The organism is Stenotrophomonas sp. YJH_SMC_46 (assembly GCF_059370315.1).
This window is the reverse complement of record NZ_JCAFTO010000003.1, coordinates 412,531-437,061: the sequence shown is the minus strand read 5'-3', so window position 1 is coordinate 437,061 and position 24,531 is coordinate 412,531. Positions and strand designations below refer to the sequence as shown.

The 24,531-nt window shown below is 66.6% G+C and carries 27 protein-coding genes and 1 tRNA gene; 4 read left to right on the top strand and 24 right to left on the bottom strand.

Features of this window, described 5'->3' with window-relative positions; genetic code table 11:
• Positions 1-9: 9 nt before the first annotated feature.
• A complete protein-coding gene (locus AC5P8C_RS11525) occupies positions 10-465 on the top strand; it encodes a DUF4189 domain-containing protein (protein WP_019658862.1) in 456 nt (151 codons plus the stop codon).
• A gap of 74 nt (positions 466-539) precedes the next feature.
• Here AC5P8C_RS11525 and AC5P8C_RS11520 read toward each other — a convergent pair.
• The 15 genes from AC5P8C_RS11520 to rlmE all read right to left on the bottom strand — a co-directional run bounded on the left by AC5P8C_RS11520 (position 540) and on the right by rlmE (position 15,904).
• Positions 540-632 (bottom strand) — tRNA-Ser (locus AC5P8C_RS11520).
• 78 nt (positions 633-710) lie between these two features.
• A complete protein-coding gene (csrA, locus tag AC5P8C_RS11515) occupies positions 711-914 on the bottom strand; it encodes a carbon storage regulator CsrA (RefSeq protein WP_004152909.1) in 204 nt (67 codons plus the stop codon).
• 147 nt (positions 915-1,061) lie between these two features.
• Positions 1,062-3,710: an alanine--tRNA ligase gene (alaS, locus tag AC5P8C_RS11510; RefSeq protein ID WP_495218773.1), complete on the bottom strand. Its 2,649-nt coding sequence runs from the start codon at positions 3,708-3,710 to the stop codon at positions 1,062-1,064.
• A gap of 109 nt (positions 3,711-3,819) precedes the next feature.
• Positions 3,820-4,311 carry a recombination regulator RecX gene (gene recX, locus AC5P8C_RS11505; RefSeq protein WP_019658864.1) on the bottom strand — a complete coding sequence of 164 codons (492 nt, stop codon included), beginning with the start codon at positions 4,309-4,311 and terminating at the stop codon, positions 3,820-3,822.
• Between the two features lie 110 nt (positions 4,312-4,421).
• The gene (gene recA / locus AC5P8C_RS11500; protein WP_026346904.1) at positions 4,422-5,459 is read right to left on the bottom strand and encodes a recombinase RecA; all 1,038 of its coding nucleotides are present in this window, start codon (positions 5,457-5,459) and stop codon (positions 4,422-4,424) included.
• 204 nt (positions 5,460-5,663) lie between these two features.
• Complete coding sequence (gene lexA / locus AC5P8C_RS11495; protein WP_005412936.1) at positions 5,664-6,299, bottom strand: transcriptional repressor LexA; 636 nt, start codon at positions 6,297-6,299, stop codon at positions 5,664-5,666.
• Between the two features lie 209 nt (positions 6,300-6,508).
• Positions 6,509-8,191 carry a 2-polyprenylphenol 6-hydroxylase gene (ubiB, locus tag AC5P8C_RS11490; RefSeq protein WP_495218772.1) on the bottom strand — a complete coding sequence of 561 codons (1,683 nt, stop codon included), beginning with the start codon at positions 8,189-8,191 and terminating at the stop codon, positions 6,509-6,511.
• 34 nt (positions 8,192-8,225) lie between these two features.
• Positions 8,226-8,720: a CinA family protein gene (locus AC5P8C_RS11485; protein ID WP_495218771.1), complete on the bottom strand. Its 495-nt coding sequence runs from the start codon at positions 8,718-8,720 to the stop codon at positions 8,226-8,228.
• A gap of 119 nt (positions 8,721-8,839) precedes the next feature.
• Positions 8,840-10,150, bottom strand: coding sequence for a ribosome rescue GTPase HflX (gene hflX / locus AC5P8C_RS11480; protein WP_005412934.1), 1,311 nt, complete (start codon positions 10,148-10,150; stop codon positions 8,840-8,842).
• Between the two features lie 14 nt (positions 10,151-10,164).
• Positions 10,165-10,440, bottom strand: a complete 276-nt coding sequence (hfq, locus tag AC5P8C_RS11475; RefSeq protein WP_004152891.1) for an RNA chaperone Hfq — start codon at positions 10,438-10,440, stop codon at positions 10,165-10,167.
• 96 nt (positions 10,441-10,536) lie between these two features.
• Positions 10,537-11,490, bottom strand: a complete 954-nt coding sequence (gene miaA, locus AC5P8C_RS11470) for a tRNA (adenosine(37)-N6)-dimethylallyltransferase MiaA (RefSeq protein WP_058980123.1) — start codon at positions 11,488-11,490, stop codon at positions 10,537-10,539.
• On the bottom strand, positions 11,490-12,386 hold the full coding sequence (gene folP / locus AC5P8C_RS11465) for a dihydropteroate synthase (RefSeq protein WP_495218770.1): 897 nt from the start codon (positions 12,384-12,386) through the stop codon (positions 11,490-11,492). The genes miaA and folP overlap by 1 nt, the downstream gene beginning before the upstream one ends.
• A 594-nt stretch (positions 12,387-12,980) precedes the next feature.
• The gene (locus tag AC5P8C_RS11460; protein WP_019658870.1) at positions 12,981-13,166 is read right to left on the bottom strand and encodes a hypothetical protein; all 186 of its coding nucleotides are present in this window, start codon (positions 13,164-13,166) and stop codon (positions 12,981-12,983) included.
• Positions 13,167-13,267: 101 nt separating this feature from the next.
• Positions 13,268-15,202 carry an ATP-dependent zinc metalloprotease FtsH gene (gene ftsH / locus AC5P8C_RS11455; RefSeq protein WP_058980127.1) on the bottom strand — a complete coding sequence of 645 codons (1,935 nt, stop codon included), beginning with the start codon at positions 15,200-15,202 and terminating at the stop codon, positions 13,268-13,270.
• 69 nt (positions 15,203-15,271) lie between these two features.
• A complete protein-coding gene (rlmE, locus tag AC5P8C_RS11450) occupies positions 15,272-15,904 on the bottom strand; it encodes a 23S rRNA (uridine(2552)-2'-O)-methyltransferase RlmE (protein WP_005409014.1) in 633 nt (210 codons plus the stop codon).
• Between the two features lie 65 nt (positions 15,905-15,969).
• On the opposite strand from rlmE, the gene yhbY reads away from it, so the two are divergent.
• The gene (gene yhbY, locus AC5P8C_RS11445; protein ID WP_019658872.1) at positions 15,970-16,275 is read left to right on the top strand and encodes a ribosome assembly RNA-binding protein YhbY; all 306 of its coding nucleotides are present in this window, start codon (positions 15,970-15,972) and stop codon (positions 16,273-16,275) included.
• 13 nt (positions 16,276-16,288) lie between these two features.
• A complete protein-coding gene (locus AC5P8C_RS11440; RefSeq protein WP_019658873.1) occupies positions 16,289-16,663 on the top strand; it encodes an Mth938-like domain-containing protein in 375 nt (124 codons plus the stop codon).
• Between the two features lie 139 nt (positions 16,664-16,802).
• Here the strand turns inward: AC5P8C_RS11440 and AC5P8C_RS11435 are convergent, their stop codons facing one another.
• The 4 genes from AC5P8C_RS11435 to surE are packed head-to-tail and all read right to left on the bottom strand — an operon-like array spanning position 16,803 to position 19,671.
• Positions 16,803-17,588, bottom strand: a complete 786-nt coding sequence (locus tag AC5P8C_RS11435) for a peptidoglycan DD-metalloendopeptidase family protein (protein WP_180832955.1) — start codon at positions 17,586-17,588, stop codon at positions 16,803-16,805.
• Entirely contained in the window at positions 17,585-18,199 is a 615-nt protein-coding gene (locus AC5P8C_RS11430; RefSeq protein ID WP_021204087.1) for a YqaA family protein, read from the bottom strand. Before AC5P8C_RS11430 ends, AC5P8C_RS11435 begins: the two co-directional genes overlap by 4 nt.
• A gap of 18 nt (positions 18,200-18,217) precedes the next feature.
• On the bottom strand, positions 18,218-18,895 hold the full coding sequence (locus tag AC5P8C_RS11425) for a protein-L-isoaspartate(D-aspartate) O-methyltransferase (protein WP_010485977.1): 678 nt from the start codon (positions 18,893-18,895) through the stop codon (positions 18,218-18,220).
• Complete coding sequence (gene surE / locus AC5P8C_RS11420) at positions 18,892-19,671, bottom strand: 5'/3'-nucleotidase SurE (RefSeq protein ID WP_495218768.1); 780 nt, start codon at positions 19,669-19,671, stop codon at positions 18,892-18,894. The genes AC5P8C_RS11425 and surE overlap by 4 nt, the downstream gene beginning before the upstream one ends.
• A 209-nt stretch (positions 19,672-19,880) precedes the next feature.
• Here surE and AC5P8C_RS11415 point away from each other — a divergent pair, with 209 nt between their 5' ends.
• Positions 19,881-20,420, top strand: a complete 540-nt coding sequence (locus AC5P8C_RS11415) for a Smr/MutS family protein (RefSeq protein ID WP_019658878.1) — start codon at positions 19,881-19,883, stop codon at positions 20,418-20,420.
• A 123-nt stretch (positions 20,421-20,543) separates the two neighbouring features.
• On the opposite strand, the gene truD is transcribed toward AC5P8C_RS11415, so the two are convergent.
• From truD to eno, 5 genes are read right to left on the bottom strand one after another with little or no spacing between them, the layout of a single operon-like run.
• On the bottom strand, positions 20,544-21,575 hold the full coding sequence (gene truD / locus AC5P8C_RS11410; protein ID WP_164145311.1) for a tRNA pseudouridine(13) synthase TruD: 1,032 nt from the start codon (positions 21,573-21,575) through the stop codon (positions 20,544-20,546).
• Positions 21,572-22,069: a 2-C-methyl-D-erythritol 2,4-cyclodiphosphate synthase gene (gene ispF / locus AC5P8C_RS11405; RefSeq protein WP_005409005.1), complete on the bottom strand. Its 498-nt coding sequence runs from the start codon at positions 22,067-22,069 to the stop codon at positions 21,572-21,574. The genes truD and ispF overlap by 4 nt, the downstream gene beginning before the upstream one ends.
• A 34-nt stretch (positions 22,070-22,103) precedes the next feature.
• Positions 22,104-22,802, bottom strand: a complete 699-nt coding sequence (gene ispD, locus AC5P8C_RS11400) for a 2-C-methyl-D-erythritol 4-phosphate cytidylyltransferase (RefSeq protein ID WP_418081862.1) — start codon at positions 22,800-22,802, stop codon at positions 22,104-22,106.
• The gene (gene ftsB / locus AC5P8C_RS11395; RefSeq protein ID WP_019658881.1) at positions 22,799-23,152 is read right to left on the bottom strand and encodes a cell division protein FtsB; all 354 of its coding nucleotides are present in this window, start codon (positions 23,150-23,152) and stop codon (positions 22,799-22,801) included. The genes ispD and ftsB overlap by 4 nt, the downstream gene beginning before the upstream one ends.
• Positions 23,153-23,156: 4 nt before the next feature.
• Complete coding sequence (gene eno, locus AC5P8C_RS11390) at positions 23,157-24,449, bottom strand: phosphopyruvate hydratase (RefSeq protein ID WP_014036739.1); 1,293 nt, start codon at positions 24,447-24,449, stop codon at positions 23,157-23,159.
• Positions 24,450-24,531: the final 82 nt, after the last annotated feature.

Below are 24,531 nucleotides of genomic sequence, written 5' to 3'. Positions count from 1 at the left end.
GAGAGCGTGATGAACTGGAAGCATGCGGTTTCACTGGCGCTGTTGTTGTCCGCTTCATCAGCCGCAAATGCTGCGTCTGCGATCACCTACGACAAGGATGGCCGCTACGGCTATTCGATGAACCAGTCTTCCCTCACCACTGCGATGCAGCAGTCGCTGCACTACTGCGCAGCGCGATCGCGCAATTGCGGCCAGTCCGCCAGCACCATCGGCGAAGGTTATTCGGCCATAGCGACCGGCACGATTGCGTTGGGCTTTGCACTGGGTGAGAAGACTGCGGACGCCGCGCAGCGGAAGGCCGAAAGAATGTGCAGGGAACGTGCCAACGACTGCACGCTTGCGTTGCTGTGGCGGGAAATTCCACCTCGTCACATTGAACCGCCACAGCTGCCGGGTGCGCCCGCTCCGGCACCAGCGACGACGCCCATGCCAACGCCTGCCACCCGCACCGATCAGCCAGGATAGTCAGCTCCACGCTGCGAGTGTCGGATAAAGAAAAACGCCTGCAGATCGAGGATCTGCAGGCGCTTCTTTATATCTGGCGGAGTGAGAGGGATTCGAACCCTCGATAGAGCTTTTGACCCTATACTCCCTTAGCAGGGGAGCCCCTTCGGCCACTCGGGCATCACTCCGGGGTTTTCTCCGCATCTGGTGCGTTGCACCTCAGCGGGGCGTGAATCATAACGTTAATCGAGTGCGAAGGTAAAGCGTTATTCGGCAGAATTTTCGCTACCGGTGCCACCGGCTTCATCACCACGCTGGATGCGCTGATAGATCTCTTCGCGATGCACAGCGACGTCCTTCGGCGCGGTGATGCCGATACGCACCTGGTTACCCTTGACGCCAAGCACGGTGACGCTCACCGAGTCACCGATCATCAGGGTTTCGCCGACGCGGCGAGTCAGGATCAACATTTTTGTAAGTCTCCATGGAACCGTGTGGAAGGGTATCCCCCACCGGCTTGACGCTCCGTCAAGAAGCGCTACCACGACAAAGGGAAAAGATTCGCAATGGTACCGTCAGCCGTCCCGCTCCTACAAGGAGGGGGACGGCCAGGTTCATCACAGGCGGGGGCTGACCCATTCGACGACTGCAGCCAGCGCAGTGGCAAGGGCGGGCCCGTCCTCGCCACCACCCTGGGCGAGGTCCGGGCGTCCGCCGCCCTTGCCCCCGATCTGACTGGCGATATGGGACAACAGTTCCCCGGCCTTGACCTTGCCCATTGCACTGCCGTTCACACCCGCAACCAGGGCAGCCTTGCCGTCCTGGGCACCGGCCAGCACGATCACCGCATCGCCCAGCTGCTGCTTCAGGCGGTCCATGGCGTCACGCAGGGCCTTGGCATCGAAGCCCTCCAGGCGGGCGGCCAGCACCTTCACGCCGGCAACCTCGACGGCCTGGCCGGACAGGTCGGCCGTGGCGCCGGCGGCGACCTTGGCCTTCACGGCCTCCAGTTCGCGCTCCAGCTGCTTCTGGCGCTGGCCGAGGGCACGGATCTTCTCGACCACGTCGGCGGCGCTGCCGCCGAGCAGTTCAGCGGCTTCGGCCAGGCGGGCCTCCTCGGCGTCCACGTAATCCAGGGCGCCCTGGCCGGTGACCGCCTCGATACGGCGCACGCCGGCCGAGACACCGCCCTCGGAGGTGATCTTGAACAGGCCGATGTCGCCGGTACGGTTGACGTGGGTACCACCGCACAGCTCAGTGGAGTAGTCACCCATCTTCAGCACGCGCACGTGCTCGCCGTACTTCTCGCCGAACAGGGCCATCGCGCCGAAGTCCAGCGCTTCCTGCATGCCCATGTTGTGGACTTCGGCCGCGTTGTTTGCGCGTACCTGCTGGTTGACCTTGCGCTCGATCAGCGCCAGTTCTTCCGCGCTGATCGGCTGGAAGTGCGAGAAGTCGAAACGTAGGCGGTCCGGCGCGACCAGCGAGCCCTTCTGCTGCACGTGGGTGCCCAGCACTTCGCGCAGGGCGGCATGCAGCAGGTGCGTTGCCGAGTGGTTGAGTATGGTGGCGCCGCGGCGCACGCCATCGACCTGGCCGGATAGCACATCGCCCACTTTCAGGCCGCCGTCGGACAGGGTGCCGACGTGGCCATGGAACTGGCCAGCGAACTTCTGGGTGTCTTCCACCACCAGGCGCACGCCGTTGCCGGCAAGCACGCCCGTGTCACCGACCTGGCCGCCGGATTCGGCGTAGAACGGGGTCTGGTTGGTGATCACGATGACCGAATCACCGGCATCGGCCGACTGCACCGGACGGCCGTCCTTGAGCAGGGCCAGCACGCTCAGGCCGTCGGCCTGCAGGCGGTCATAGCCCAGGAACAGGGTCGGGCTGAGCGTTGCCACCAGCTCGGCCGGCAGGGTCACGCCGCCGCCGAACTTGCCGGCTGCGCGTGCGGTCTCGCGCTGCTGCTCCATTGCGGCGTCGAAGCCGGCGATGTCGACGGTCAGGTCGCGCTCGCGGGCGATGTCCTGGGTCAGGTCGAGCGGGAAACCGTAGGTGTCGTAAAGGCGGAAGGCGTCAACGCCCGGGATCACGCCGTTGCTGGCCTTGCCCGCCACGTCCTCGAAGATCTTCATGCCGGCATCGAGGGTTTCGGCGAAACGCTCTTCTTCGGCCTGCAGCGCACGGGTGACGGTGTCCACCGCCGCCGGCAGTTCCGGATAGGCCTCGCCCATCTGCTCCACCAGGGTCGGCACCAGCTTGCTGAAGAACGGCTGCCGCACGCCCAGCATCCAGCCGTGGCGCAGGGCGCGGCGGATGATACGGCGCAGCACGTAGCCACGGCCTTCGTTGGACGGCAGCACGCCATCGACGATCAGGAACGAACAGGCGCGGATGTGATCGGCGATCACGCGCAGCGACTTGTTTTCCAGGTCGGCGGTGCCGGTCAGCTCGGCGGCCTTGCGGATCAGCGCCTGGAACAGGTCGATCTCGTAGTTGGTGTGAACGTGCTGCAGGATCGCCGCCAGTCGCTCCAGGCCCATGCCGGTATCCACGCACGGCGCCGGCAGCGGCACCAGGGTGCCGTCGGGCTGGCGGTCGAACTGCATGAACACCAGGTTCCAGATTTCGATGAAGCGGTCGCCGTCTTCATCCGGCGAACCCGGGGGGCCACCGGCGATGTGGTCGCCGTGGTCATAGAAGATCTCGGTGCACGGGCCGCACGGACCGGTGTCGGCCATCTGCCAGAAGTTGTCCGAGGCGAACGGTGCGCCCTTGTTGTCGCCGATGCGCACGATGCGCTCTTCCGGCACACCGACCATGTCACGCCACAGTTCGTAGGCTTCGTCGTCGGTCTGGTACACGGTAACCAGCAGGCGCTCGGCCGGCAGCTTCCAGACCTGGGTCAGCAGCTCCCAGGCCCAGGCGATCGCGTCCTTCTTGAAGTAATCGCCGAACGACCAGTTACCCAGCATCTCGAAGAAGGTGTGGTGGCGTGCGGTGTAGCCAACCTGGTCGAGATCGTTGTGCTTGCCGCCCGCGCGCAGGCAGCGCTGGACATCGGCCGCGCGCACGTAGCTGCGCTTTTCCGCGCCGAGGAACACGTCCTTGAACTGCACCATGCCGGAGTTGGTGAACAGCAGGGTCGGATCGTTGCCCGGCACCAGCGGCGCCGACGGCACGATGGTGTGGCCTTTGCCCTTGAAGAATTCAAGGAAATCGCTGCGGATCTGGGAAGTCGTGAATTTGGCGGATGCGTTCATTGGGGGCTGGCAGTCTGCGGGCCGGCGGACCCGGACCACCGGCCGCGTTGGCCAGGGTCGCGAGGGACCGCCGAAAACCTAAAGGGTATCAGGCCCGGCGCCGCCAGTCTCAGTCATCCGGGTCGTAGCGGGTCGCGCGGCGGATGCTGTCGCCGTCGAAGCCCCGTCGGGCCAGCAGATCGGCGGCCTTGCGCCGCTGCGCCAGGTCCTGCGGGCCGGCCTCGCCAAAGCGCCTGCGGACCAGATCGCGAGCATTTTCCTGCCAGTCGCCTTCGTAGCTGTCCATTGCTACGGCAATCGCGGCACTGTCCAGGCCGTGGGTGCCAAGCTCGGCGCGGACATGGATCGGCCCATAGCCGGTGTTGGCGCGCATCCGCACCAGGTTCTCAGCGAAGCGGGTGTCGTCCTGCCAGCCGGCCTCGGTCAGCTTGGCGACAGCGGCCTGCGCGGCTTCGTCTTCAATGCCACGGGCGGTCAGCTTGCGGGTGAGTTCCTTGCGCGAGTGTTCGCGGCGGACCAGAAGGCCCAGCGCCCGCTGCACGGGAGTCTGCTCACGCGGTCGGCGCTTGCGGCCGGTCGGAATGTCTTCGGCGTCGGACATGGGTACTCCAAGGGTGGCGCCATCCGTGGCACCCAGCCCATCCATGGGCGATTCGAACCTGCGGGACAGGGCGACGTCACTGACGGCGCCGCCCTGCCCCACAGCAAGCCTTACTCGTCGTCGCCTTCGTCGTCACCATCCTCGCGGGCCGCTTCGGCCGGCTGGAACTTCTCGCGCAGTTCTGCCTCGAGCTTTGCAGCGACGGTCGGGTTGTCGCGCAGGTAGCCGCGGGCGTTGTCCTTGCCCTGGCCGATGCGTTCTTCACCGTAGCTGTACCAGGCGCCGGCCTTTTCGACCAGCTTGGCATCCACGCCCATGTCGATCAGTTCGCCCTCGCGGCTGATGCCTTCGCCGTACAGGATCTCAGTGATGACCTGCTTGAACGGAGGCGCCAGCTTGTTCTTGACCACCTTGATCTTGGTCTGGTTGCCGATGATCTCGTCACCCTTCTTGATCGCGCCGATACGGCGGATGTCCAGGCGGACCGAGGCATAGAACTTCAGCGCGTTGCCGCCCGTGGTGGTTTCCGGGCTCTGGCCCGGCATCATCACGCCGATCTTCATGCGCAGCTGGTTGATGAAGATCACCAGGGTGTTGGAGCGCTTGATGTTGCCGGTCAACTTGCGCAGCGCCTGGCTCATCAGGCGGGCCTGCAGACCCGGCAGCTGGTCACCCATCTCGCCTTCGATTTCGGCCTTCGGGGTCAGTGCGGCGACCGAGTCGACCACCAGGATGTCGACCGAGCCCGAACGGACCAGCATGTCGGCGATTTCCAGCGCCTGCTCACCGGTATCCGGCTGCGACAGCAGCAGGTCGTCCACGTTCACGCCCAGCTTGGCGGCATAGATCGGGTCAAGCGCGTGCTCGGCGTCGATGAAAGCTGCGGTACCGCCCATCTTCTGGCACTCGGCGATGGCCTGCAGGGTCAGGGTGGTCTTGCCCGAGGATTCCGGCCCGTAGATCTCAACGACACGGCCCTTCGGCAGACCGCCAATGCCCAGTGCGATGTCGAGCATCAGCGAACCGGTCGGGATGGCTTCGACGGGCTCGACCACGCGGTCACCCATGCGCATCACCGAGCCCTTGCCGAACTGCTTCTCGATCTGGCCCAGAGCAGCAGCCAAGGCGCGCTTCTTGTTCTCGTCCATCGTATTGGTCCTTGCAGAGGTCATGTCGTTGGGGGTGCTGTCTTTGGGGGTCTTCTTTGCCATGGGTTCACTTTAAGTCGGACGTATCGCACAGGCTGAGATTCTGCCCGGCGCTCTGAAAAGAATTATCGGACATCCGTACCAACCTCAGTGGAACCAGAGAATCGCCACAAAAGACCGCGGGGTAATGCGCTATGGAACGGGTCAACGGTTGGGCCGCAGCAGGCCGCAATAGAGGCCCTCGATCGCGAAATCCTGGTCCGGCAGCACCTCGATCGGCTTGTAATCGGGATTGCGCGGCAGCAGGCGGATGCGGTCCTTGGCGATCTTCAGCAGCTTGACCGTGATCTCGTCATCGATGCGCGCCACCACGATCTGCCCGGAATGGGCGTCGCGGGTGCGGTGCACACCGATCAGGTCACCGTCGAAGATGCCCTCGTCGATCATCGAATCGCCCTGCACCTTCAGCAGGTAGTCCGGCGCTGGCGAGAAGAACACCCGGTCCAGCACCACGAAATCGTCCGAGCCGATGTCGGCGCCGATTGGGAGGCCGGCCGCAACCCGGCCCAGCACCGGCAGGCGCAGCACACTGTCGGGCAGGCCCGGCTCGGCCAGCTTCTCGACCGGCGGCGCCTGCACCAGGCGGATGCCGCGCGCCTGGCCCGGGATGCGACGGATCGCACCGGCCTGCTCCAGGGCTTCCAGGTGGTACTGGGCCGCGCGCACGCCCTTGAAGCCGAACGCACGTGCGATTTCAGTCTGCGAGGGCGGTGCGCCTTCGCTCTCGATACGCTCGGCGATCAACTGCAGGATCGCCTGCTGGGTGTCGGTCAGGTCCATGGTTAGTAGTATTACTACTAACGCACACAACTGCAAGTGCCGGGTACGACAAACAGGTGATGGGGATCTGTAGTGCCGAGCCATGCTCGGCAGTTGGGCCAATGGCCGGGCGGCAAAGGCAAAAGCAAGAGCAGCCGACCAGCGGTCGGCCCTACAGGAATCGCGCAGCGATTCCACGGTTCCGATGGGGAACCGCTGCGGCAAGCACACTATGTGTGCTTGCCGCTCCTCCATATGGAGAACAGGATCCACACACCACAGAAGCCGGCGCCGATGAAGCCGCACACGCCCAGCGCCAGCAGCCAGCGGCTGGAAACCCCGCCGACGCTGTGCATCACGATCGACGAGCCGATGATCAGGGCAGCCGTGATCACGCCTACCACCAGCCGGTTTGCCGCACGGTTCACCTGTTCGCCGAAGCCCTGCAGCGCGGTGGTTTCGACCTTCAGCTGCAGTCGTCCGCGGCGCGCCGCCTGCACCAGCTTGCGCAGGTCGCGCGGCAGCTCACCGGCGAAGTCGACCAGCCCCAGCAGGCTGCGGCGGCCACGCTTGAGCAGCGCCCTGGGCGCATAGCGCTGCAGCACTACCCGCTCCAGGAACGGGCGCGCGGCACTGGCCATGTCGAAATCCGGGTCGAGCTGGCGGCCCATGCCTTCCAGGGTCAGGAAGGCCTTGATCATCAGCGCCAGATCGGCCGGCAACGTCAGACTGTAGCTGCGCAGCAGCTGGGTGATATCGCCCAGCATCAGGCCGATACGCAGGTCCTTCAGCGGCACGCCGCGGTACTGGTCGACGAACTGGCTGATGTCGTGCTGCAACCGGTTCTCGTCCACTTCCACGCCACCGGCCCAGTCCAGCAACACGTCGGCCACGCCCTGCGGGTCCTGCTCGACCAGCCCGTGCAGCAGCTGCGCGACCTGGAAGCGGCGCACGTCGGACAGCGCGCCGACCATGCCGAAATCGATCACGCCGATGCGGCCGTCGCGCAGGTAGATGATGTTGCCTGGGTGTGGATCCGCGTGGAAGCTGCCGTCCTCCAACACCATCTTCAACACGATGCCGGCGCCGCGCCGGGCCAGTTCGCGGCGGTCCAGCCCGGCCGCATCGACACCGGCAAGGTTACGGCCGGGAATGCCGTCGACGAAGTCCTGCACGTTCAGGCTTTCGCAGGTCCACTGCCAGTGCACGCTGGGAATCAGGATGTCGTCGCGGCCGCTGAAGTTGCGCGCGATGCGTTCGGCGTTACGGCATTCGGCGGCGAAATCCAGTTCGCGTCGCAGCGACACGGTGAACTGCTGCACGACCTCGGCCGGACGATAGCGGCGCAGGTCCGGCAGCCGCGCCTCGACAATCTCGGCCAGGCGGGCCAGCAGCCGCAGATCGGCCTCGACCACATCGCGGATGCCGGGCCGCCGGATTTTCAGCACCACCTCACGGCCATCGTGGAGCCGGGCGCGATGGGCCTGCGCCAGCGAGGCGGCGGCCATCGGGGTTTCATCGAGGAAGGCGAACACCTCCGTCGGCGAGGCGCCAAGGTCGGCTTCGAGCTGCTCGCGGATATCCGCGTACGGCAGCGCCGGCACCGCGTTCTGCAGTTCGGACAGTTCAGCGATCCATTCCGGCGGCAGCAGGTCAACGCGCGTCGCCAGCACCTGCCCGAGCTTGACGAAAGTGGGACCCAGATCCTGCATAGCGCTGCGCACACGCACCGGCGCGGTCATCCGCAGCAGTTCCTGGCGGTCCTCGTTCCAGTGCAGCAGGCGCCCTGCCCGCTCCAGCGTGGTGGCCAAGCCGATGCGCCGCACCACGTCGCCGAAGCCATAGCGGATCAGGACGACGGCGATTTCCTGCAGTCGGCCCAGGTCACGGACAGTACCCAGCGTCTCCCACATCATGCGTGCTCCGGACGATTACCGGAGCAGCATGTCACAGCTGGGCGTCGATACCGCGCAATGCCGCCGCCACGGTTTGCCGGCGGATGGCTTCGCGGTCGCCATCGAACTGGAACAGCTCGGCGCGGGCATAGCCGCCACGGCGCTTCCAGCCAATCCAGACACTGCCGACCGGCTTGTCCGGGCTCCCGCCACCGGGGCCGGCAATGCCGGTCACCGCCACGGCGATGCCGGCACCGGAATTGACCAGCGCGCCGGAGACCATTTCCAGCACGGTTTCGCGGCTGACCGCACCGAACTGCTCCAGGGTCTGCGCGCGCACGCCGAGCAGGCGCTGCTTGGCTTCGTAGCTGTAGACCACCATGCCGCAGTCGAAGAACGCCGACGAGTCGGCAATGTCGGTCATGCACTTGGCGATCCAGCCACCACTGCAGCTTTCGGCGGTCACCAGCTGCAGCGAGGCCTGCTGCAGGCGCTGCCCGAGCGCGGCGGACTGGGCATTGAGATCGGCGTCGGTGGGGATGGACATCGGCATGACGGTGGGGTGAAGAACCACGTTGTACCGCAGATGACAGGCGGATGTCGCGCCCCTCCGGCACGGTTGCGTTGCCGGCCAGCGGCCGGCACTACCGGGCACCGGTCGCTACCTCACCACTCCGGCAGTTTTTCCGGCAGCAGCGCTCGGATCGGGGCGCCATCGGCACTGGCGGCCAGCTTTTCGGCTTCGGCGATCGGCAGGTCGACCTGCAGCAGCCAACCATCCTCATCGGCCTGCTCGCTGCGGATCACCTCCAGCTGGTGCAGGCGCGCGCGCAGGCGGCCTGCATCCGGGGGAAGACGCAGTTCGCCGGTGACATGCTGCAGGCCCAGGCGCTTGCCCAGCACCGCCTGCAACAGCTCCAGGCCCTGACCGTCACGCGCGGAAATCCACACCCGCTCGCGACGCGATTCGTCCGGGATACCGTCCTGGCCGTCGTGGCGCACGTCGGCGCCGTCAATGCGGTCGATCTTGTTGAACACCAGCAGCTGCGGCAGATCGCCGGCACCGACTGCGGTCAGCACTTCGTCCACCTGGGCGATGCGCTCCTCGCGGTGCGGGTCGGCAGCATCGACCACGTGCAGCAGGAAATCGGCCTCGCGCGCCTCGGACAGGGTCGAGCGGAACGCAGCGACCAGGTCATGCGGCAGGTCGCGGACGAAGCCAACGGTGTCGGCCAGCACCACGTTGCCGCCCGGCACCGCGATGCGGCGCACGGTCGGATCCAGCGTGGCGAACAGCTGGTCGGCGGCATAGGCCTCGGCGCCGGTCATGGCGTTGAACAGGGTCGACTTGCCGGCGTTGGTGTAGCCCACCAGTGCCACACGGGGCAGCTCGCTGCGCACACGCGCACGACGCATCTGGGTGCGCTGCACTTCCACCTTTTCCAGGCGCTTCTGCAACTGCTCGACCCGCTTCTGCAGCAGGCGGCGGTCGGTTTCCAGCTGGGTTTCACCCGGGCCGCGCAGGCCAATTGAACCACCGCGCTGGCGCTCCAGGTGGGTCCAGCCGCGCACCAGCCGCGTGGCCAGATGCCGCAGCTGCGCCAGCTCGACCTGCAGCTTGCCCTCGTGGCTGTGCGCACGCTGGGCGAAGATATCCAGGATCAGGCCGGTACGGTCGATCACCCGGCGCTCCAGGAACCGTTCCAGGTTGCGCTCCTGGCCCGGGCTCAACGCATGGTTGACCAGGATCAGGTCGGCACCGCTGGCGTCGGCCGCAGCCTTGATCTCGTCCAGCTTGCCGCTGCCGATCAGGGTCGACGGATTCGGTCGGTCCAGGCGCGCAGTGATCGTCGCGGCGATGCTGGCCCCAGCCGAGCGGGCCAGATCACCGAATTCTTCGAGCACATCGTCTTCCAGCTTGCCGAAATGGGGCTGGATCAACAGGGCGTGTTCGCCCTTTTTCGAGCGGTCAAACATTCACCGCTCCGGTCTTACTCGTCTGCTTCATCACCTGCCTGACCACCTTCACCCGACTGCACGTAACCACCGCCCGGACCGACCTTCACGTTACGTGCCGGAACGACCGTGGAAATGGCGTGCTTGTAGACCATCTGACTGACCGTGTTGCGCAGCAGGACCACGAACTGGTCGAACGACTCGATCGTGCCCTGCAGCTTGATGCCGTTGACCAGGTACACCGAAACCGGCACGCGCTCGCGCCGAAGTGCATTCAAGAAAGGATCCTGCAGCGATTGCCCCTTGGACATTGCACACTCCTGATTATTGTTCTTATTGGGTTGCCGACGGTTGCCACGGCCCCCGAGCCGCCCGCCGACCGATGATGTTACACGGCTGGCGGGGGTTCAGCGTGCGACGAAGGTCGACACCGCGCCGGCCAGGCGCTCCCCATCGACATGGGGGTCGAACCAGCGCGCATCAAGCTCGCCGCGCAGCCAGGTCAGCTGGCGCTTGGCCAGCTGCCGGGTGGCGAAGATGGCCTTGTCACGGAAACGGGCAGCATCGCCCTCCCCGTCCAGGTATTCCCAGGCCTGGCGATAGCCAACCGCGCGCACCGCGGGCAGGTCCAGCGGCGCCGCCACGGCGGTCATTTCCGGCATTGCACGCAATGCCCGCACCTCGTCCAGGAAGCCCTGCGCCAGCATGGCGTCGAAGCGCGCCTCGATGCGCTGGTGCAGTACCGCGCGGTCACGCGGGGCGAGGATCAGCTTGAGGGTGCGCACCGGCAACGGCGCGACGCCCGGCCGGCGCTGCCATTCACTGATCGGCGTGCCGGTGAGGCGATAGACCTCCAGCGCCCGCTGGATGCGTTGCGGGTCGGTGGCATGGATACGTGCGGCGGCGGCCGGGTCGACCTTGGCCAGCTCGGCGTGCAGTGCCGCCCAGCCCCGCTCGGCCGCCTCGGTGCTGAGTGCTTCGCGCATCACCGGGTCGGCCTCCGGCATCGGCGACAGGCCCTGCAGCAGGGCCCGGAAGTACAGCCCCGTGCCACCTGCCAGGATCGGCGTTTTGCCGCGTGCCACGATGTCGGCCACGACGCGGCCGGCATCGGCGGCGAACTCGGCCGCCGAATAGGTCTGCCACGGATCGCGCAGGTCCAGCAGATGGTGCGGCGCCTGCGCCCGCTCGGCCGCATCCGGCTTGGCCGAGCCGATATCCAGATGCCGATAGACCAGCGCCGAATCGACGCTGACGATCTCGCCATCCAGCTGCTTCGCAAGGGCGATAGCGGTGGCGGTCTTGCCACTGGCGGTCGGCCCCATCACGGCGATCGCCAGTGGCCGCCGGTCGATGCCCATCAGTCTTCGTCCGGCCAGCGGATCGTCGGCGTGGCGTCGGCGCGCGGCGTTGGCACGGCCTCGACTGCCTGCCAGATCTTCAGCGCATCGACGGTGGCGGCCACGTCATGCACGCGCACGATGCGTGCGCCACGCTGGACTGCGATCAGGTGCGCGGCCACCGAAGCCGCCACCCGCTCGGACGCCGCGTCGCGGCCGGTCAGCTCGCCCAGGCTGCGCTTGCGCGACAGGCCGGCCAGCATCGGCACGCCCAGTTCCAGGAAGTGTTCCGAGCGCGCCAGCAGGGTCATGTTGTGGGCGGTGGTCTTGCCGAAACCGAAACCGAGATCGATCAGCAGGTTCTTCTTTGCGATGCCAGCCATTTCGGCAGCGAACAGGCGCTGCACCAGGAAACCGTGCACCTCGGCGACCACGTCGTCGTATTGCGGATCGGCCTGCATGTGGCCCGGCTCACCCTGCATGTGCATCAGCACCACCGGCACGCCGGCTCCAGCGGCGGCGTCCAGCGCCCCTTCCTGACGCAGGCCGTAGATGTCGTTGATCATGCCGGCGCCGGCGGCTACGGCCGCGCGCATCACCTCCGGCTTGAAGGTATCGATGCTGATCGGCACCTGGGTACGGGCAGCCAGCTGCTCGATCACCGGAATCACCCGGCGCAGCTCTTGTTCAATCGAGACCGGCGCGGCGCCCGGGCGGGTCGATTCGCCGCCAATATCAAGAAGATCCGCGCCCTCCTCGACCAGCTTGAGGCCATGTGCGACCGCAGCCTCGGTGGTGTCGTGCGCGCCGCCATCGGAGAACGAGTCCGGGGTGACGTTGACGATGCCCATGACCCGGGCACGGTCGAGGCGCAGGATGCGGCCGGCGCAATCGAGCTGGGGCGAGGTATCGAACATGGGCAATCCTGCTGGGACAACGGCAGGTAGTTTAGTTCGGCAGGGCGGCGCCCTGCACCCGCAGAGGCAACGGCCACAGCAAAAGCCCAAGCAACAGCAGAGGCTGGTTTCCTGAGGATAGGCGGGGTGGGTCCGGTTGCGGGGGCCGCTGCAAGTACGTCCATGTAAGCTCGGTCGCCGCATCCATGCGGCTCACGCCCCCGCAACCGGACCCACCCCGCCTTCGACAGATTTCCACGATCTGTCGGGCCTTGTTTTCTGTAGAGCCGAGCCATGCTCGGCTCAGATCTCCCGGATATCGAGATGTTCGATTTAGATGGAGATTCATCCACGCATGGCGTGGATCTACGTGTCGACCAAGGTCGACACCTACCAACAGCAGCAGGAATCTGTCAGAGGTGGGGCGGTGTCGGAGGGCGGGGTGTCAGCCGCATGGATGCGGCTGCCAAGCTTACAGGGACGTACTTGCAGCGTCCCCGCACTCCGACACCGCCCCGCCATCCTACGGAAAGCCCGCTGTTGCTGTTGCTGTTGAGGTTGCCGGCCAGCGGCCGGCACTACCACGGGTGCAGGGCGCAGCCCTCCCGCCCCTCCTCAGTGGCGGCGGCGCTTGCGGTCCACGTACAGGGTCCTGGCAATGCTCAGCACAATGCCGACACCGATACCCACCACGCAGCCCAGCAGCAGGTTGTCGGCCCCAAGGCCCACACCCACGCCGACCACGGTGGCGATGACCATTTCGGCGGTGTGGGAAATCGGTTCGGGCTTCGGGGCGGACATGCGGGCTCCAGCGTCAGATCGGATCTTCGGGATGGGCCAGTGGCCCGGAAACGACGAAGCCGGGTTGCCCCGGCCTCGTCTGGTGCACCTGCAGCGGGCCGTCAGTGCGATTCGGCCGGGCCCGCGATCGGCGGCAGCGGACGGGCGTCGCCGCCCTTGTCGTTGCCACCGTCCTTGTTCGACTTGCTCCAGCCCGCCGGTGGCGGCGGATCACGGCCTTCCATGATCGCGTCTATCTGCGGCGCGTCGATGGTCTCGTACTGCAGCAGCAGCTGGGACATCGCGTGCAGCTTGTCGATGTTCTCGGTCAGCAGCTGGGTAGTACGGGCGTAGGCCTTGTCGAGGATATTGCGCACTTCCTCGTCGATACGGCGCGCCGTGTCGTTGGACACGCTCTTGTGCTGGGTAACCGACCGGCCCAGGAACACCTCATCGTCCTCTTCGCCATAGGCGATCGGACCGAGCTGCTCGGACAGGCCCCACTTGGTGACCATGTTGCGGGCCATCTTGGTGGCACGCTCGATGTCGTTGGAGGCACCGGTGGTGACCTTGTCCTCGCCGAAAATCAGCTCTTCGGCGACGCGGCCGCCGTACAGCGAGCACAGCTGCGACTGGATCGCGACGCGGTTCATCGAGTACTTGTCGCCTTCCGGCAGGTACATGGTCACACCCAGCGCACGGCCACGCGGAATGATCGTGACCTTGTAGACCGGATCATGCTCGGGTACCAGACGGCCGACAATGGCGTGACCGGCTTCGTGGTAGGCGGTGAGGGTCTTCTCCTCTTCGCTCATGGCCATCGAGCGGCGCTCGGCGCCCATCAGGATCTTGTCGCGGGCACGGTCGAAGTGGTCCATGCGGACTTCCTTCTCGTTGCCACGCGCAGCGAACAAGGCGGCCTCGTTGCAGAGGTTGGCCAGGTCGGCGCCGGAGAAGCCCGGGGTACCGCGCGCGATCACCATCGGCTCGACGTCGTCGGCCAGCGGCAGCTTGCGCATGTGGACCTTCAGGATGTGCTCGCGGCCCTTCACGTCCGGCAGGCCGACCACGACCTGGCGGTCGAAACGGCCCGGGCGCAGCAGCGCCGGGTCCAGCACGTCCGGACGGTTGGTCGCGGCGATCACGATCACGCCTTCGCCGCCTTCAAAACCGTCCATCTCGACCAGCAGCTGGTTCAGGGTCTGCTCGCGCTCGTCGTGGCCGCCGCCCAGGCCGGCGCCACGGTGGCGGCCGACAGCGTCGATTTCATCGATGAAGATGATGCACGGGGCATGCTTCTTGGCCTGCTCGAACATGTCGCGCACGCGGCTGGCGCCGACGCCGACGAACATTTCCACGAAGTCCGAACCGGAGATCGAGAAGAACGGCACCTTGGCTTCGCCGGCAATGGCCTTGGCCAGCAGCGTCTTGCCGGTACCCGGCGGGCCCACCATCAGCACGCCGCGCGGAATCTTGCCGCCCAGCTTGGTGAACTTGGACGGGTCGCGCAGGAAGTCGACCAGCTCGCCCACTTCTTCCTTGGCCTCGTCGCAGCCGGCGACGTCGGCGAAGGTGACCTTGATCTGGTCCTCGCCCTGCAGCTTGGCGCGCGACTTGCCGAAGGACATCGCGCCCTTGGCACCGCCACCGCCGCCCTGCATCTGGCGCATGATGAACAACCAGAAGCCGATGATCAGGATGACCGGCAGGAAATTCATCAGGATCGCGCCGAGGGAAATGCCGCTGGACGGCTCCTCCTGCACGATCTCCACGTTCTTGGTGCGCAGCACGTTGATCAGGTCGCGATCGAACGGTGCGGTGATGGTGGATGTCTGCCCGCCGCGGGTGGTGTAGGTCAGCTGGCTGGTGCCGCCGCGCATGTCGCCGCCGAAGGCGACCTTCTGCACGTTGCCGCTGTCCACCTGGTCCAGGAACTGCGAGTACGACGCGCCCTGCGCGCCGGCTCCGGAGGACTTCGGCGAGAAGCTCTGGAAGACCACCATCAGCACGACGGCGACGACCACCCATAGCAGGAGGTTCTTGGTCAAGTCGTTCATCCTCATTGGCTCCGGTGTTCCTCTCAGTGCTGGCGTTGCGTGGGGGTCGAACTTGCGTACATTGCGAGCTTACTTCATGTGGGCGCGTTTTCCCTGACCCAAGGCATACACCTCGGGAGAGCGCTTGCGCGAGGCTTCCGGCTTGCGGATGGAGACCTTGTCGTACCGGCGGCGCATGTCGCGCACGTAGTCGTCAAAGCCTTCACCCTGGAACAGCTTGATCAGGAACGCCCCACCGGTCTTGAGGTGGTTGTCGGCAAAATCCAGGGCCAGCTCCGCCAGGTGCATCATCCGCGGCTGGTCGACCGCACCCACACCACTCTTATTGGGGGCCATGTCCGACAGCACAAGGTCTACCGGCTGATCCCCGAGCATGGCTTCAAACTGCGATAGGACGGCTTCTTCCCTGAAGTCACCATGAAGGAACTCCACGCCGGCCAGCGGCGGCATGTCCAGGATATCCAGGGCCAGCACCCGGCCGGTATCGCCGATCTGTCTCCGCACCTGTTGAGACCAGCCGCCCGGGGCCGCGCCGAGGTCGACCACCACCATGTGCGGCTTCAGCAACCGGTCACGTTCCAGCAGCTCTTCGAGCTTGTAGGCGGCACGCGAGCGCATGCCTTCGGCCTGGGCCTTCTTCACGAAGGGGTCGGAGAAGTGTTCCTTGAGCCAGCGCTGGCTGCTTTTGCTGCGGGTAGCCATTGAAAATAGGGGCTGATGGGGTCCTCATGATACCCTGATCGCCCCATTCAACCGTCTTTTCCTGCATGTCCATCGCCCTGACCGCCTCCCAGACCCGTTTCCTGCGCGGCCAAGCCCACGACCTGAAGGCCCTGCTGCAGACCGGCGGCAAGGGTGTGACCCCGGCCTTCATTGCTGAGCTGAACGAAGTGCTGGAGCGCCACGAGCTGGTCAAGGTGAAGGTCGCTGCCGAAGACCGCGAGGCCCGTGACGTGATGATCGGCGAGATCGTCGAAGCCACCGAAAGCGCGCTGGTGCAGCGCATCGGCCACGTCGCCGTGCTGTACCGCCCGAGCAGGGAACAGCGCCAGATCGTGCTGCCGCGCGGCTGATCGGCCTACTGCCATGCAGCTGAACCACGAACCGCCGGACTACGCCTACAGCCTGCGCGCCGCCGATGGCCGCTCGGCCAAGGTCAATGACCAGCTGCTGGGCAGCAGTTTCTTCCTGACCCCGGACCAGCTGGTCACGCAATGGCCGGCGGTGAGCGCCACTGCGCTGCAGCTGGCTGACCTGGATCCGATCCTGGCGCTGAACCCTGCGCTGATCGTGCTCGGCACGGGTGACCGTCAGGTGTTCCCGCCGGCGGCGGTGATGGCCGCCTGCCTGTCACGCGGCATCGGCCTGGAAGTGATGAACAATCCAGCCGCCGCGCGTACGTTCAACATCCTGGCCGGCGAAGGCCGCAAGGTCGCCGCCGCCTTCATTCTCGAAGGCTGACGTGGTGCCGCCGGACATGGCCCGGCGCTACCCTGGATCACACTTGACTCTGTAGCGCCCGAGCCCGTGCTCGGGCGGCGCCGCATCGCGGCGCGGAAAGCCGCCGGGCACGGCCCGGCGCTACCCGTCTCTGCCTGCGTCAGCGCGCCGGCAGATACTGCTGCGGGTCGACCGGCTTGCCGTTGTAGCGAATCTCGAAGTGGACCATGTCGCGGTTCGCACCGGTGCGGCCCATTTCGGCGATCTGCTCGCCGGCTTTCACGCTCTGCCCTTCATTCACCAGGCGCTTGCGGTTGTGGCCATAGGCCGACAGCCACTGGTCGCTGTGCTTGATGATGATCAGCTCGCCGTAGCCGACCAGGCCGGCACCGGAATACACCACCACGCCATTGGCGGCGGCCTTTACCGGCTGGCCGCTGGTACCGGCGATGTCCACGCCCTGCTTGGTCGCGTCACCGGCCACGTAGCGGCCGACAATCGCGCCGTCGGCCGGCCAACGCCAGGCAATGTTGCTCTTCACCGGCCCCACCGGCGCCGTCGTCGGTGCGGTACTGCCAGCACTGCCGCCACCTTGGCGCGGCGCAGTGACCACCGTGGTCGGCGCACGGCCGCTGGTGGCCCCCTGCGGATACAGGCGGATCACCTGGCCGGGGTAGATGGTGGACGGATTGTCCAGGCGGTTCCAGGCGATCAGGTCGGCCGGGGTGATGTCATGGATGCGAGCCAGCGCATAGATGGTGTCGCCCTTGCGCACCACCACGGTCTGCCCGGGCTTGGGCACCGAGGTCTTCGGCGTGCTCACGCCGCCACCGGCGCTGCCGCCTCCCGGGCGGACCACGGTGGCGGTACCGCAGGCGGCCAGGGTGGAAACCAGCAACGCCAGCGCGCCGATGCGCACTCCCTTGCTCAGACGATCAGGACTCATGCGAACTTCGACCTCCATACAAGCCAGGCGATCAGCACCACCACCAGCGCAGTGGCGATCCAGCCCAGCGGTTCAATCCAGCGACGCAGTGCGGCTTCGGCACGCGCACCACCGATACGGATGACCGCGGCCAGCACGAACACGCGCTTGCCGCGACCGATCAGCATGCTCAGCAGGTACTGCGGCATGGGTACGCCGACGATACCCGATGCCCACGTGAAGACCTTCATCGGGATGGGCATGAATCCGCCCAGCACCAGGAAGGTGAACACCGCCCAGGGCGACTCGGCCATCTTCGCCTGCACGGTGGTGATGCCCTGCTCGATCGCCGGCAGCATGCCCAGCGCTTCGAACAGCGGCTTGATCGCCTCGAAGGCGTAATGACCCAGTGCATAGCCAACCAGCGCGCCGAGCATCGAGCCGGCCAGGCTGAGGGTGGCGAACCACCAGCCGCGCTTGGGCTGGGCCACGCACATCGGCGCCAGCATCACCTCCGGCATCACCGGGAAAATGATCGCTTCGAAGAAACTCAACACCGTCAGGTAGGTCGGCGCGCGTTCGTGCGCCGCCCACTTCATCGCCCGCTCGTACAGCGGCCCGAAAATCTTCATGCAACCCTGCTCCGTGGATTAGTCGAGCATGCCAGACAGCAGCGGCACGAAGGTGACCGGCGCCAGCACGTGTTGTTCGATGCTGCCGTCGGCCTTGCGGTCCAGCTGCACCAGCGACTGCGCCCCGGGACCACCGACCGGCGCCACCAGCCGGCCGCCCTCGGCCAGCTGCTCGATCAGCGCGTCGACCAGTGCAGGCGCTGCCGCAGTGACCACGATGGCATCGAAGGGACCGTGCTCGGCCCAGCCGACGCGACCGTCGTCATGCTTGGTGCGGATGTTCATGCCCAGCGCACGGAAGCGCTTGCGCGCCTGGCGCAGCAGGTCGCCGATGCGCTCCACGGTGTAGACCTCCAGGCCCAGCGCACCGAGGATGGCGGCCTGGTAACCGGAACCGGTGCCGACTTCCAGCACCCGCTTCGGCGCGACCTGGAGCACCGCCTCGGTCATCCGCGCGACCACCCAGGGCTGCGAGATGGTCTGGCCGTGGCCGATCGGCAGCGCGGTGTCTTCATACGCGCGCGAGGCCAGCGCTTCGTCGATGAACAGATGGCGCGGCACCACCCGGATCGCGTTCAAGGTCGGCTCGTCGACGATGCCGGCTTCGCGCAGGCGGTCGACCAGACGGTCACGCACGCGCTGCGAGGTCATGCCGATACCCACAGCTTCCGGTTGCAGGCGCAGGCGTGGGCTCATGCCGGCTGGTCCAGGGCTGCGCTGAGGCCGCCGACCCAGCTGGCCACCTTCTCCAGCGCCTGGTAGCGGGTGAGGTCGACCTGGATCGGCGTGATCGAGATGTGGTCGGTGCGCACGGCGTGGAAATCGGTACCCGGGCCGGAGTCCTGCTCGCGGCCGGCCGGGCCGATCCAGTACACCTCGTTGCCGCGTGGATCCTTCTGCGCGATGCAGCCTTCGGCGCGATGGCGGTTGCCGAGGCGCGTAACCTCGAAGCCCTTGACCTCGCTCCACGGCAGGTCCGGCACGTTGACGTTGAGGATGGTGTCGGCCGGCAGCGGATCGGCCTTGAGCCGTGCAACGATCTCGACCGCGGCGCGCGCAGCGGTTTCGTAGTGCTTCGGATCGTGGTTGCGGCTGACCAGCGACACCGCCACGGCGGGCAGGCCCAGGAAGCGACCTTCCATCGCCGCCGAAACAGTGCCGGAATAGATCACGTCATCACCGAGGTTGGCGACGTTGTTGATGCCGGACACGACAATGTCGGGCTCGAATTCAAGCAGGCCGGTCAGCGCCAGGTGCACGCAGTCGGTCGGGGTGCCGGCCACCGAGACGGTGTAATGGTCGATGCGCTTGAGCCGTATCGGCAGATCCAGCGTCAGCGAGTTGCTGGCGCCGGAGCGATCGCGGTCGGGTGCGACCACCGTAACCTCGTGCCCAGCCTCGCGCAGGACCGAGGCAAGCATCCGGATGCCTGCAGCGTCGACACCATCGTCATTGCTGACCAGGATTCGCATCTTCGATTTAACCGCTTGATTTTCCAAGAATTCGATTCCGTCACCGTGCAGTGTGGGCGGGACCGCCGCGCTCCCCTGCGGAAGCCGTCGACCCTGCAAGCGCATCGTCTATTGTGCCGCATGCGAGCCGCCGGTCCTACCCTGCCGGCGGTCACGGCCGACATCGAACCGTCATAGGCAGACCTGCGCCGGCGGTTTACCCTGTGCGCATGTCGCACCCTGAAGACGAAGATCCCGCCGCGCTGTTCCGTGCGGCCATCGGCGAAGTGACGCCGCTGCGCAAGGATGCCGAGCCGGCACCTGCCGCGCCGCGACCGAAGCCGCGTGCGCGGATGGCCGAACGTGACGAGGCCGACGCCGCCGGCGAGTTCGCCCGGCTGCTGCGCGACAGCACCCCGCTGGAAGCCGGCGATGTGGCCAGCTATCGACGCGACAACCTGCCACCACGCCTGTTCCAGCGCCTCAAGCGTGGCCAGTACTCGGTGCAGGACGAGCTGGACCTGCACGGCGCCACCGCCGCGCAGGCGGAGACGCTGCTGCGCCAGTTCCTGCTTGAAGCGCATGCACACGAATATGGCTGCGTGCGCATCATCCACGGCAAGGGCCTGCAAGCCGATGGCGGTGCGCCGGTGCTGAAGAACCTGGTTGACCGCCTGCTGCGGCTGCGCAACGACGTGCTGGCGTTCCATTCAGCGCCGGCCGGGCAAGGCGGGACCGGCGCGGTACTGGTGCTGCTGGCGCGGCGCTGAAAAAAGGGGACGCCATGAGTCCAGGTAGAGTCGACTGTCAGTCGACTGCTCTTCCAGCGGCAAGCGAATACCCCGCGCTGCGCGCGCAAGTCGACTGACAGTCGACTCTACCGTGCGCCCTGCTCAGGCCTGCGAGGCGTCTTCGACCGGGCCCAGCTCGTGCAGTACAGCGGTGGCGTAGCAGCCCGGCGGCAGCGCGAACGAGAGTTCCAGCACGTCATCGGCCAGCCACTGATGCTGCAGCAGCGCCGGGCGCAGGCGCAACGCGCGGCGCTCCTGTTTCAACCGTGCGTCTTCCAGGCCAGCGCGCAGCGCCTTCGATTCCTCGTCGTCCAGCGCGGCCAGCTCCAGCTCACGTGCAGCGTCGGCGCTGCGCAGTTCGCCTTCGCCCCACAACGGTGCGCTGGGGTGGATGTCGAACCGCGCGAGGCGCTCGGCCAGCACGTCGGTGTACGGCTCGGGGCCGAACACGCTGCGACTGCCGTCCAGCATCCACACTTCGCCCTCCAGTGGCTGATCCCAGCTGCCCTGCTCCACGCGCGCGGCCAGCACGCGGTTGAACAGCGCCGAACGGGCGGCAGACAACAGCAGCGAACGCTGGTCCTTGCGCATGCGGCGGCCCCCGAACATCGCCAATGCGGCCGGCACGTTGCCGCCGTCGCGGCCGAAGCGCTGCTCACCGAACCAGTTCGGCAGGCCCCGGCTGGCAATCTGCTGCAAACGCTCACTGATCGCTGCAGCATCGCCCCGCACCTCGCGCAGCACCAGCTTGAAGCGGTTGCCGGCCAAGGCGCCGCGCTGCAGCTTGCGGTTGTGCCAGGTGGCTTCGAGCACTTCGATCTCATCACTGGCCAGCTCGGCCAGATCCGGTGCAATGCGCTTGGGCAGGTGCACGCTGAAGCGCTGGGTGGTGACCGCATGGCGGTCCTTCATGCCGGCGTAGCTCACCGCCATTTCCGGCAGGCCGGCCCACTTGGCCAGCAGCTTGGCCACATGCACGGTGTTGGCACCGCGCTTGCGGATGTGCAGCAGCAGGTGCTCGCCCTCGCCAGTGGCCTCGAACGCCGGCAACTCGTCGACCTGGAAATCTTCCGGCGTGGTGCGGATGCGCGCCGACAGCAACGGCGCACCAAACGCAAGCGGCAGCGGGATCATGCCGCCACCAGCAACACCACCGCCTGTGCGGCGATGCCTTCTCCACGGCCGGTAAAGCCCAGCTTCTCCGAGGTGGTGGCCTTGACGCTGACCGCATCCAGCGGCAGCTGCAGCAGGCCGCCGATGCGCTCACGCATGGCCAGCGCATGCGGACCGACCTTCGGACGCTCGCAGATCACGGTGATGTCGGTGTTGCCGACGCGCCAGCCACGCTCGCGCAGCAGGCTGTCGCAATGGCGGACGAAATCGCTGCTGTCAGCGCCCTTCCAGCGGTCATCACTCGGCGGGAAGTGCTGGCCGATGTCACCCAGCGCCAGCGCACCGAGCATCGCGTCGCACAGGGCATGCAGGATCACGTCGCCGTCGCTGTGCGCGAGCACGCCGCAGCTGTGCGGCACGTTCACCCCACCGAGCATGATGTGATCGCCCTCACCGAAGGCATGGACGTCGTAGCCCTGGCCGATGCGGACGGGCGGGAACGGGGCGGTGCTCATGGATGCAACCCTTGCAGCAGGGCCGCGCGGGCAATCAGCCGGCGCGGCGGGAAAGTACGAATTCGAACCGGTCGAGATCGGCCGGAGTGGTTACCTTGAAGTTGTCCTCGCTGCCTTCCACCAGCAGCGGGCGCTGGCCCTGGCGCTCCATGGCCATGGCCTCGTCGGTGACTTCGACACCGGCGGCAGCGGCTTCGGACAGCGCGCGGCTGAGCTGGTGGCGGCGGAACAGCTGCGGCGTCAATGCACGCCACAGGCGCTCGCGCGGCTCGGTGCCATCGATGCCACCGTCATCGCCCGCGCGCTTGAGCGTGTCGCGCACCGGGGCAGCCAGGATCGCCCCGACCGGATCGGCACGACCGACTTCAAGCAGCCGCCCAAGATCGGCAAGTGACAGGTTCGGCCGCGCCGCATCGTGGACCAACACGAATTCATCGGCACGCACCGAGTCCGGCAGGGCCTGCAGCCCAGCCAGCACCGAGGCGGCACGGGACGCGCCGCCGATGCAGGTCAGCACCGGCTTGCCGGCCCATTCACTCCAGCCAGGCCAGTCACCGTCGTCCTGTCCGATCACCACCATTGCGCCGGCCACGGCCGGGTGCGCCAGCAGCGCGTCCAGGGTATGGGCGAGCAGGATCTGCCCGCCGGCCTGCAGGTACTGTTTGGGCAGCGGTGCGCCGAAGCGGGCGCCACGGCCGGCGGCCGGAACCACCACCCAGATCGCCCCACTCATGGCACGTCCGCCGGATGATCGCCGACCTGGGCGCTGACACCTGCCGCAGGTTGCGCCGGTTGGACCGGCGCATCCTCGACCACACGGTAGAACTTCTCGCCAGGCTTGATCATGCCCAGCTCGCTGCGCGCGCGCTCCTCGATGGCGGACTGGCCTTCCTTGAGGTCCTTCACTTCGGCGGCCAGCGCGTCGTTGCGCTGCTGCAGGCCCTCGTTGTCCCGCTCCTGGTTGGCGACCTGGGCTTCGAGCATCATCACTTCACCCGAATTGCCCGGACCGAACCAGAAGCGGTACTGCAGCCAGCCCAGCAACAGGGCCAGCACCAGCAGCATCCAGCGCCAGTCGCGCATCGGCTCAGCGCTTCAGCGAAACGAACGCGTCACGACCGGCGTAACGCGCGCCGGCGCCGAGGGCTTCCTCGATGCGCAGCAGCTGGTTGTACTTGGCCACGCGATCGCTGCGGCACAGCGAGCCGGTCTTGATCTGGGTGGCGGTGGTAGCCACGGCGATGTCAGCGATGGTGGTGTCTTCGGTTTCACCCGAGCGGTGCGAAACCACGGCGGCGTAGCCGGCACGATCAGCCATGGCGATCGCTTCCAGGGTTTCGCTTAGCGTGCCGATCTGGTTGACCTTGATCAGGATCGCGTTGGCGGTGCCCGAGTCGATGCCTTCCTGGAAGATCTTCGGGTTGGTCACGAACAGGTCGTCGCCGACCAGCTGCACCTTCTTGCCGATGCGGTCGGTCAGCAGCTTCCAACCCGCCCAATCGTTCTCGGCCAGGCCATCTTCAATCGTGATGATCGGGTACTGCGCGGCCCAGTCAGCGAGGAAGTCGACGAACTGCTCGGAAGTCAGGCGCTTGTTCTCGCCGACCAGGTTGTACTTGCCGTTCTCGAAGAATTCGCTTGACGCCACGTCCAGGCCCAGCAGCACGTCTTCACCGGCGGTGTAGCCGGCCTTGCCGATCGCTTCGAGGATGGTGTCCAGCGCTTCGACGTTGCTGCGGAAGTCCGGCGCGAAACCGCCTTCGTCGCCCACCGCCGTGCTCAGGCCGTGGCCCTTCAGCACCGACTTCAGCGAATGGAAGATTTCGGTGCCGGCGCGCAGCGCTTCGGAGAACGAGGTGAAGCCGACCGGCAGCACCATGAACTCCTGGAAGTCCACGTTGTTGTCGGCATGCGCACCGCCGTTGATGATGTTCATCATCGGCACCGGCAGCGACGGGGTAACGCCGGTCTTGGCGGCCAGGTACTGCCACAGCGCCTGCTTGTTCGATGCAGCGGCGGCGTGCGCGGCGGCCATCGAAACACCCAGCAGCGCGTTGGCGCCCAGGCGGCCCTTGTTCTCGGTGCCATCAAGATCGATCAGGCGACGGTCGAGGCCGGCCTGGTCGGTGGCTTCAAAACCCTTCAGCGCGTTGGCGATGGTGGTGTTGACGTTGTCGACGGCCTTGCGCACGCCCTTGCCCAGGTAACGGGTCTTGTCGCCATCACGCAGCTCGACCGCTTCCTTGGTGCCGGTCGAGGCGCCGGAGGGAACCGCGGCACGACCGAACGAACCGTCCTCCAGGATGACTTCGGCTTCCAGCGTGGGGTTGCCACGGCTGTCGAGGATTTCACGGGCGTGGATGCTGCGGATCGTACTCATGGTCGGGCCGGTTACCTGTCTGGAGAGGGGGCGACAAAACGAATGCCGCGTGATTATCCCCGGCTGCCCGCCACTTGCCAAA

Bases quoted from the DNA above. Each gene is read 5' to 3' on its own strand.
- lexA (WP_005412936.1), bottom strand. From the start codon at position 6,299: ATGGACCTGACCGACACCCAGCAGGCGATCCTGCAGTTGATCGCCGAG.
- ubiB (WP_495218772.1), bottom strand. From the start codon at position 8,191: ATGTGGGAGACGCTGGGTACTGTCCGTGACCTGGGCCGACTGCAGGAA.
- AC5P8C_RS11525 (WP_019658862.1), top strand. From the start codon at position 10: ATGAACTGGAAGCATGCGGTTTCACTGGCGCTGTTGTTGTCCGCTTCA.
- hflX (WP_005412934.1), bottom strand. From the start codon at position 10,150: ATGTTTGACCGCTCGAAAAAGGGCGAACACGCCCTGTTGATCCAGCCC.
- surE (WP_495218768.1), bottom strand. From the start codon at position 19,671: ATGCGAATCCTGGTCAGCAATGACGATGGTGTCGACGCTGCAGGCATC.
- AC5P8C_RS11435 (WP_180832955.1), bottom strand. From the start codon at position 17,588: ATGAGTCCTGATCGTCTGAGCAAGGGAGTGCGCATCGGCGCGCTGGCG.
- AC5P8C_RS11485 (WP_495218771.1), bottom strand. From the start codon at position 8,720: ATGTCCATCCCCACCGACGCCGATCTCAATGCCCAGTCCGCCGCGCTC.
- AC5P8C_RS11415 (WP_019658878.1), top strand. From the start codon at position 19,881: ATGTCGCACCCTGAAGACGAAGATCCCGCCGCGCTGTTCCGTGCGGCC.
- ftsB (WP_019658881.1), bottom strand. From the start codon at position 23,152: ATGCGCGACTGGCGCTGGATGCTGCTGGTGCTGGCCCTGTTGCTGGGC.
- csrA (WP_004152909.1), bottom strand. From the start codon at position 914: ATGTTGATCCTGACTCGCCGCGTCGGCGAAACCCTGATGATCGGTGAC.
- folP (WP_495218770.1), bottom strand. From the start codon at position 12,386: ATGTTCGATACCTCGCCCCAGCTCGATTGCGCCGGCCGCATCCTGCGC.
- recA (WP_026346904.1), bottom strand. From the start codon at position 5,459: ATGGACGAGAACAAGAAGCGCGCCTTGGCTGCTGCTCTGGGCCAGATC.
- rlmE (WP_005409014.1), bottom strand. From the start codon at position 15,904: ATGGCTACCCGCAGCAAAAGCAGCCAGCGCTGGCTCAAGGAACACTTC.
- truD (WP_164145311.1), bottom strand. From the start codon at position 21,575: ATGATCCCGCTGCCGCTTGCGTTTGGTGCGCCGTTGCTGTCGGCGCGC.
- AC5P8C_RS11425 (WP_010485977.1), bottom strand. From the start codon at position 18,895: ATGAGCCCACGCCTGCGCCTGCAACCGGAAGCTGTGGGTATCGGCATG.
- AC5P8C_RS11430 (WP_021204087.1), bottom strand. From the start codon at position 18,199: ATGAAGATTTTCGGGCCGCTGTACGAGCGGGCGATGAAGTGGGCGGCG.
- ispF (WP_005409005.1), bottom strand. From the start codon at position 22,069: ATGAGCACCGCCCCGTTCCCGCCCGTCCGCATCGGCCAGGGCTACGAC.
- eno (WP_014036739.1), bottom strand. From the start codon at position 24,449: ATGAGTACGATCCGCAGCATCCACGCCCGTGAAATCCTCGACAGCCGT.
- ftsH (WP_058980127.1), bottom strand. From the start codon at position 15,202: ATGAACGACTTGACCAAGAACCTCCTGCTATGGGTGGTCGTCGCCGTC.
- recX (WP_019658864.1), bottom strand. From the start codon at position 4,311: ATGTCCGACGCCGAAGACATTCCGACCGGCCGCAAGCGCCGACCGCGT.
- alaS (WP_495218773.1), bottom strand. From the start codon at position 3,710: ATGAACGCATCCGCCAAATTCACGACTTCCCAGATCCGCAGCGATTTC.
- hfq (WP_004152891.1), bottom strand. From the start codon at position 10,440: ATGTCCAAGGGGCAATCGCTGCAGGATCCTTTCTTGAATGCACTTCGG.
- ispD (WP_418081862.1), bottom strand. From the start codon at position 22,802: ATGAGTGGGGCGATCTGGGTGGTGGTTCCGGCCGCCGGCCGTGGCGCC.
- miaA (WP_058980123.1), bottom strand. From the start codon at position 11,490: ATGGGCATCGACCGGCGGCCACTGGCGATCGCCGTGATGGGGCCGACC.
- AC5P8C_RS11460 (WP_019658870.1), bottom strand. From the start codon at position 13,166: ATGTCCGCCCCGAAGCCCGAACCGATTTCCCACACCGCCGAAATGGTC.
- yhbY (WP_019658872.1), top strand. From the start codon at position 15,970: ATGTCCATCGCCCTGACCGCCTCCCAGACCCGTTTCCTGCGCGGCCAA.
- AC5P8C_RS11440 (WP_019658873.1), top strand. From the start codon at position 16,289: ATGCAGCTGAACCACGAACCGCCGGACTACGCCTACAGCCTGCGCGCC.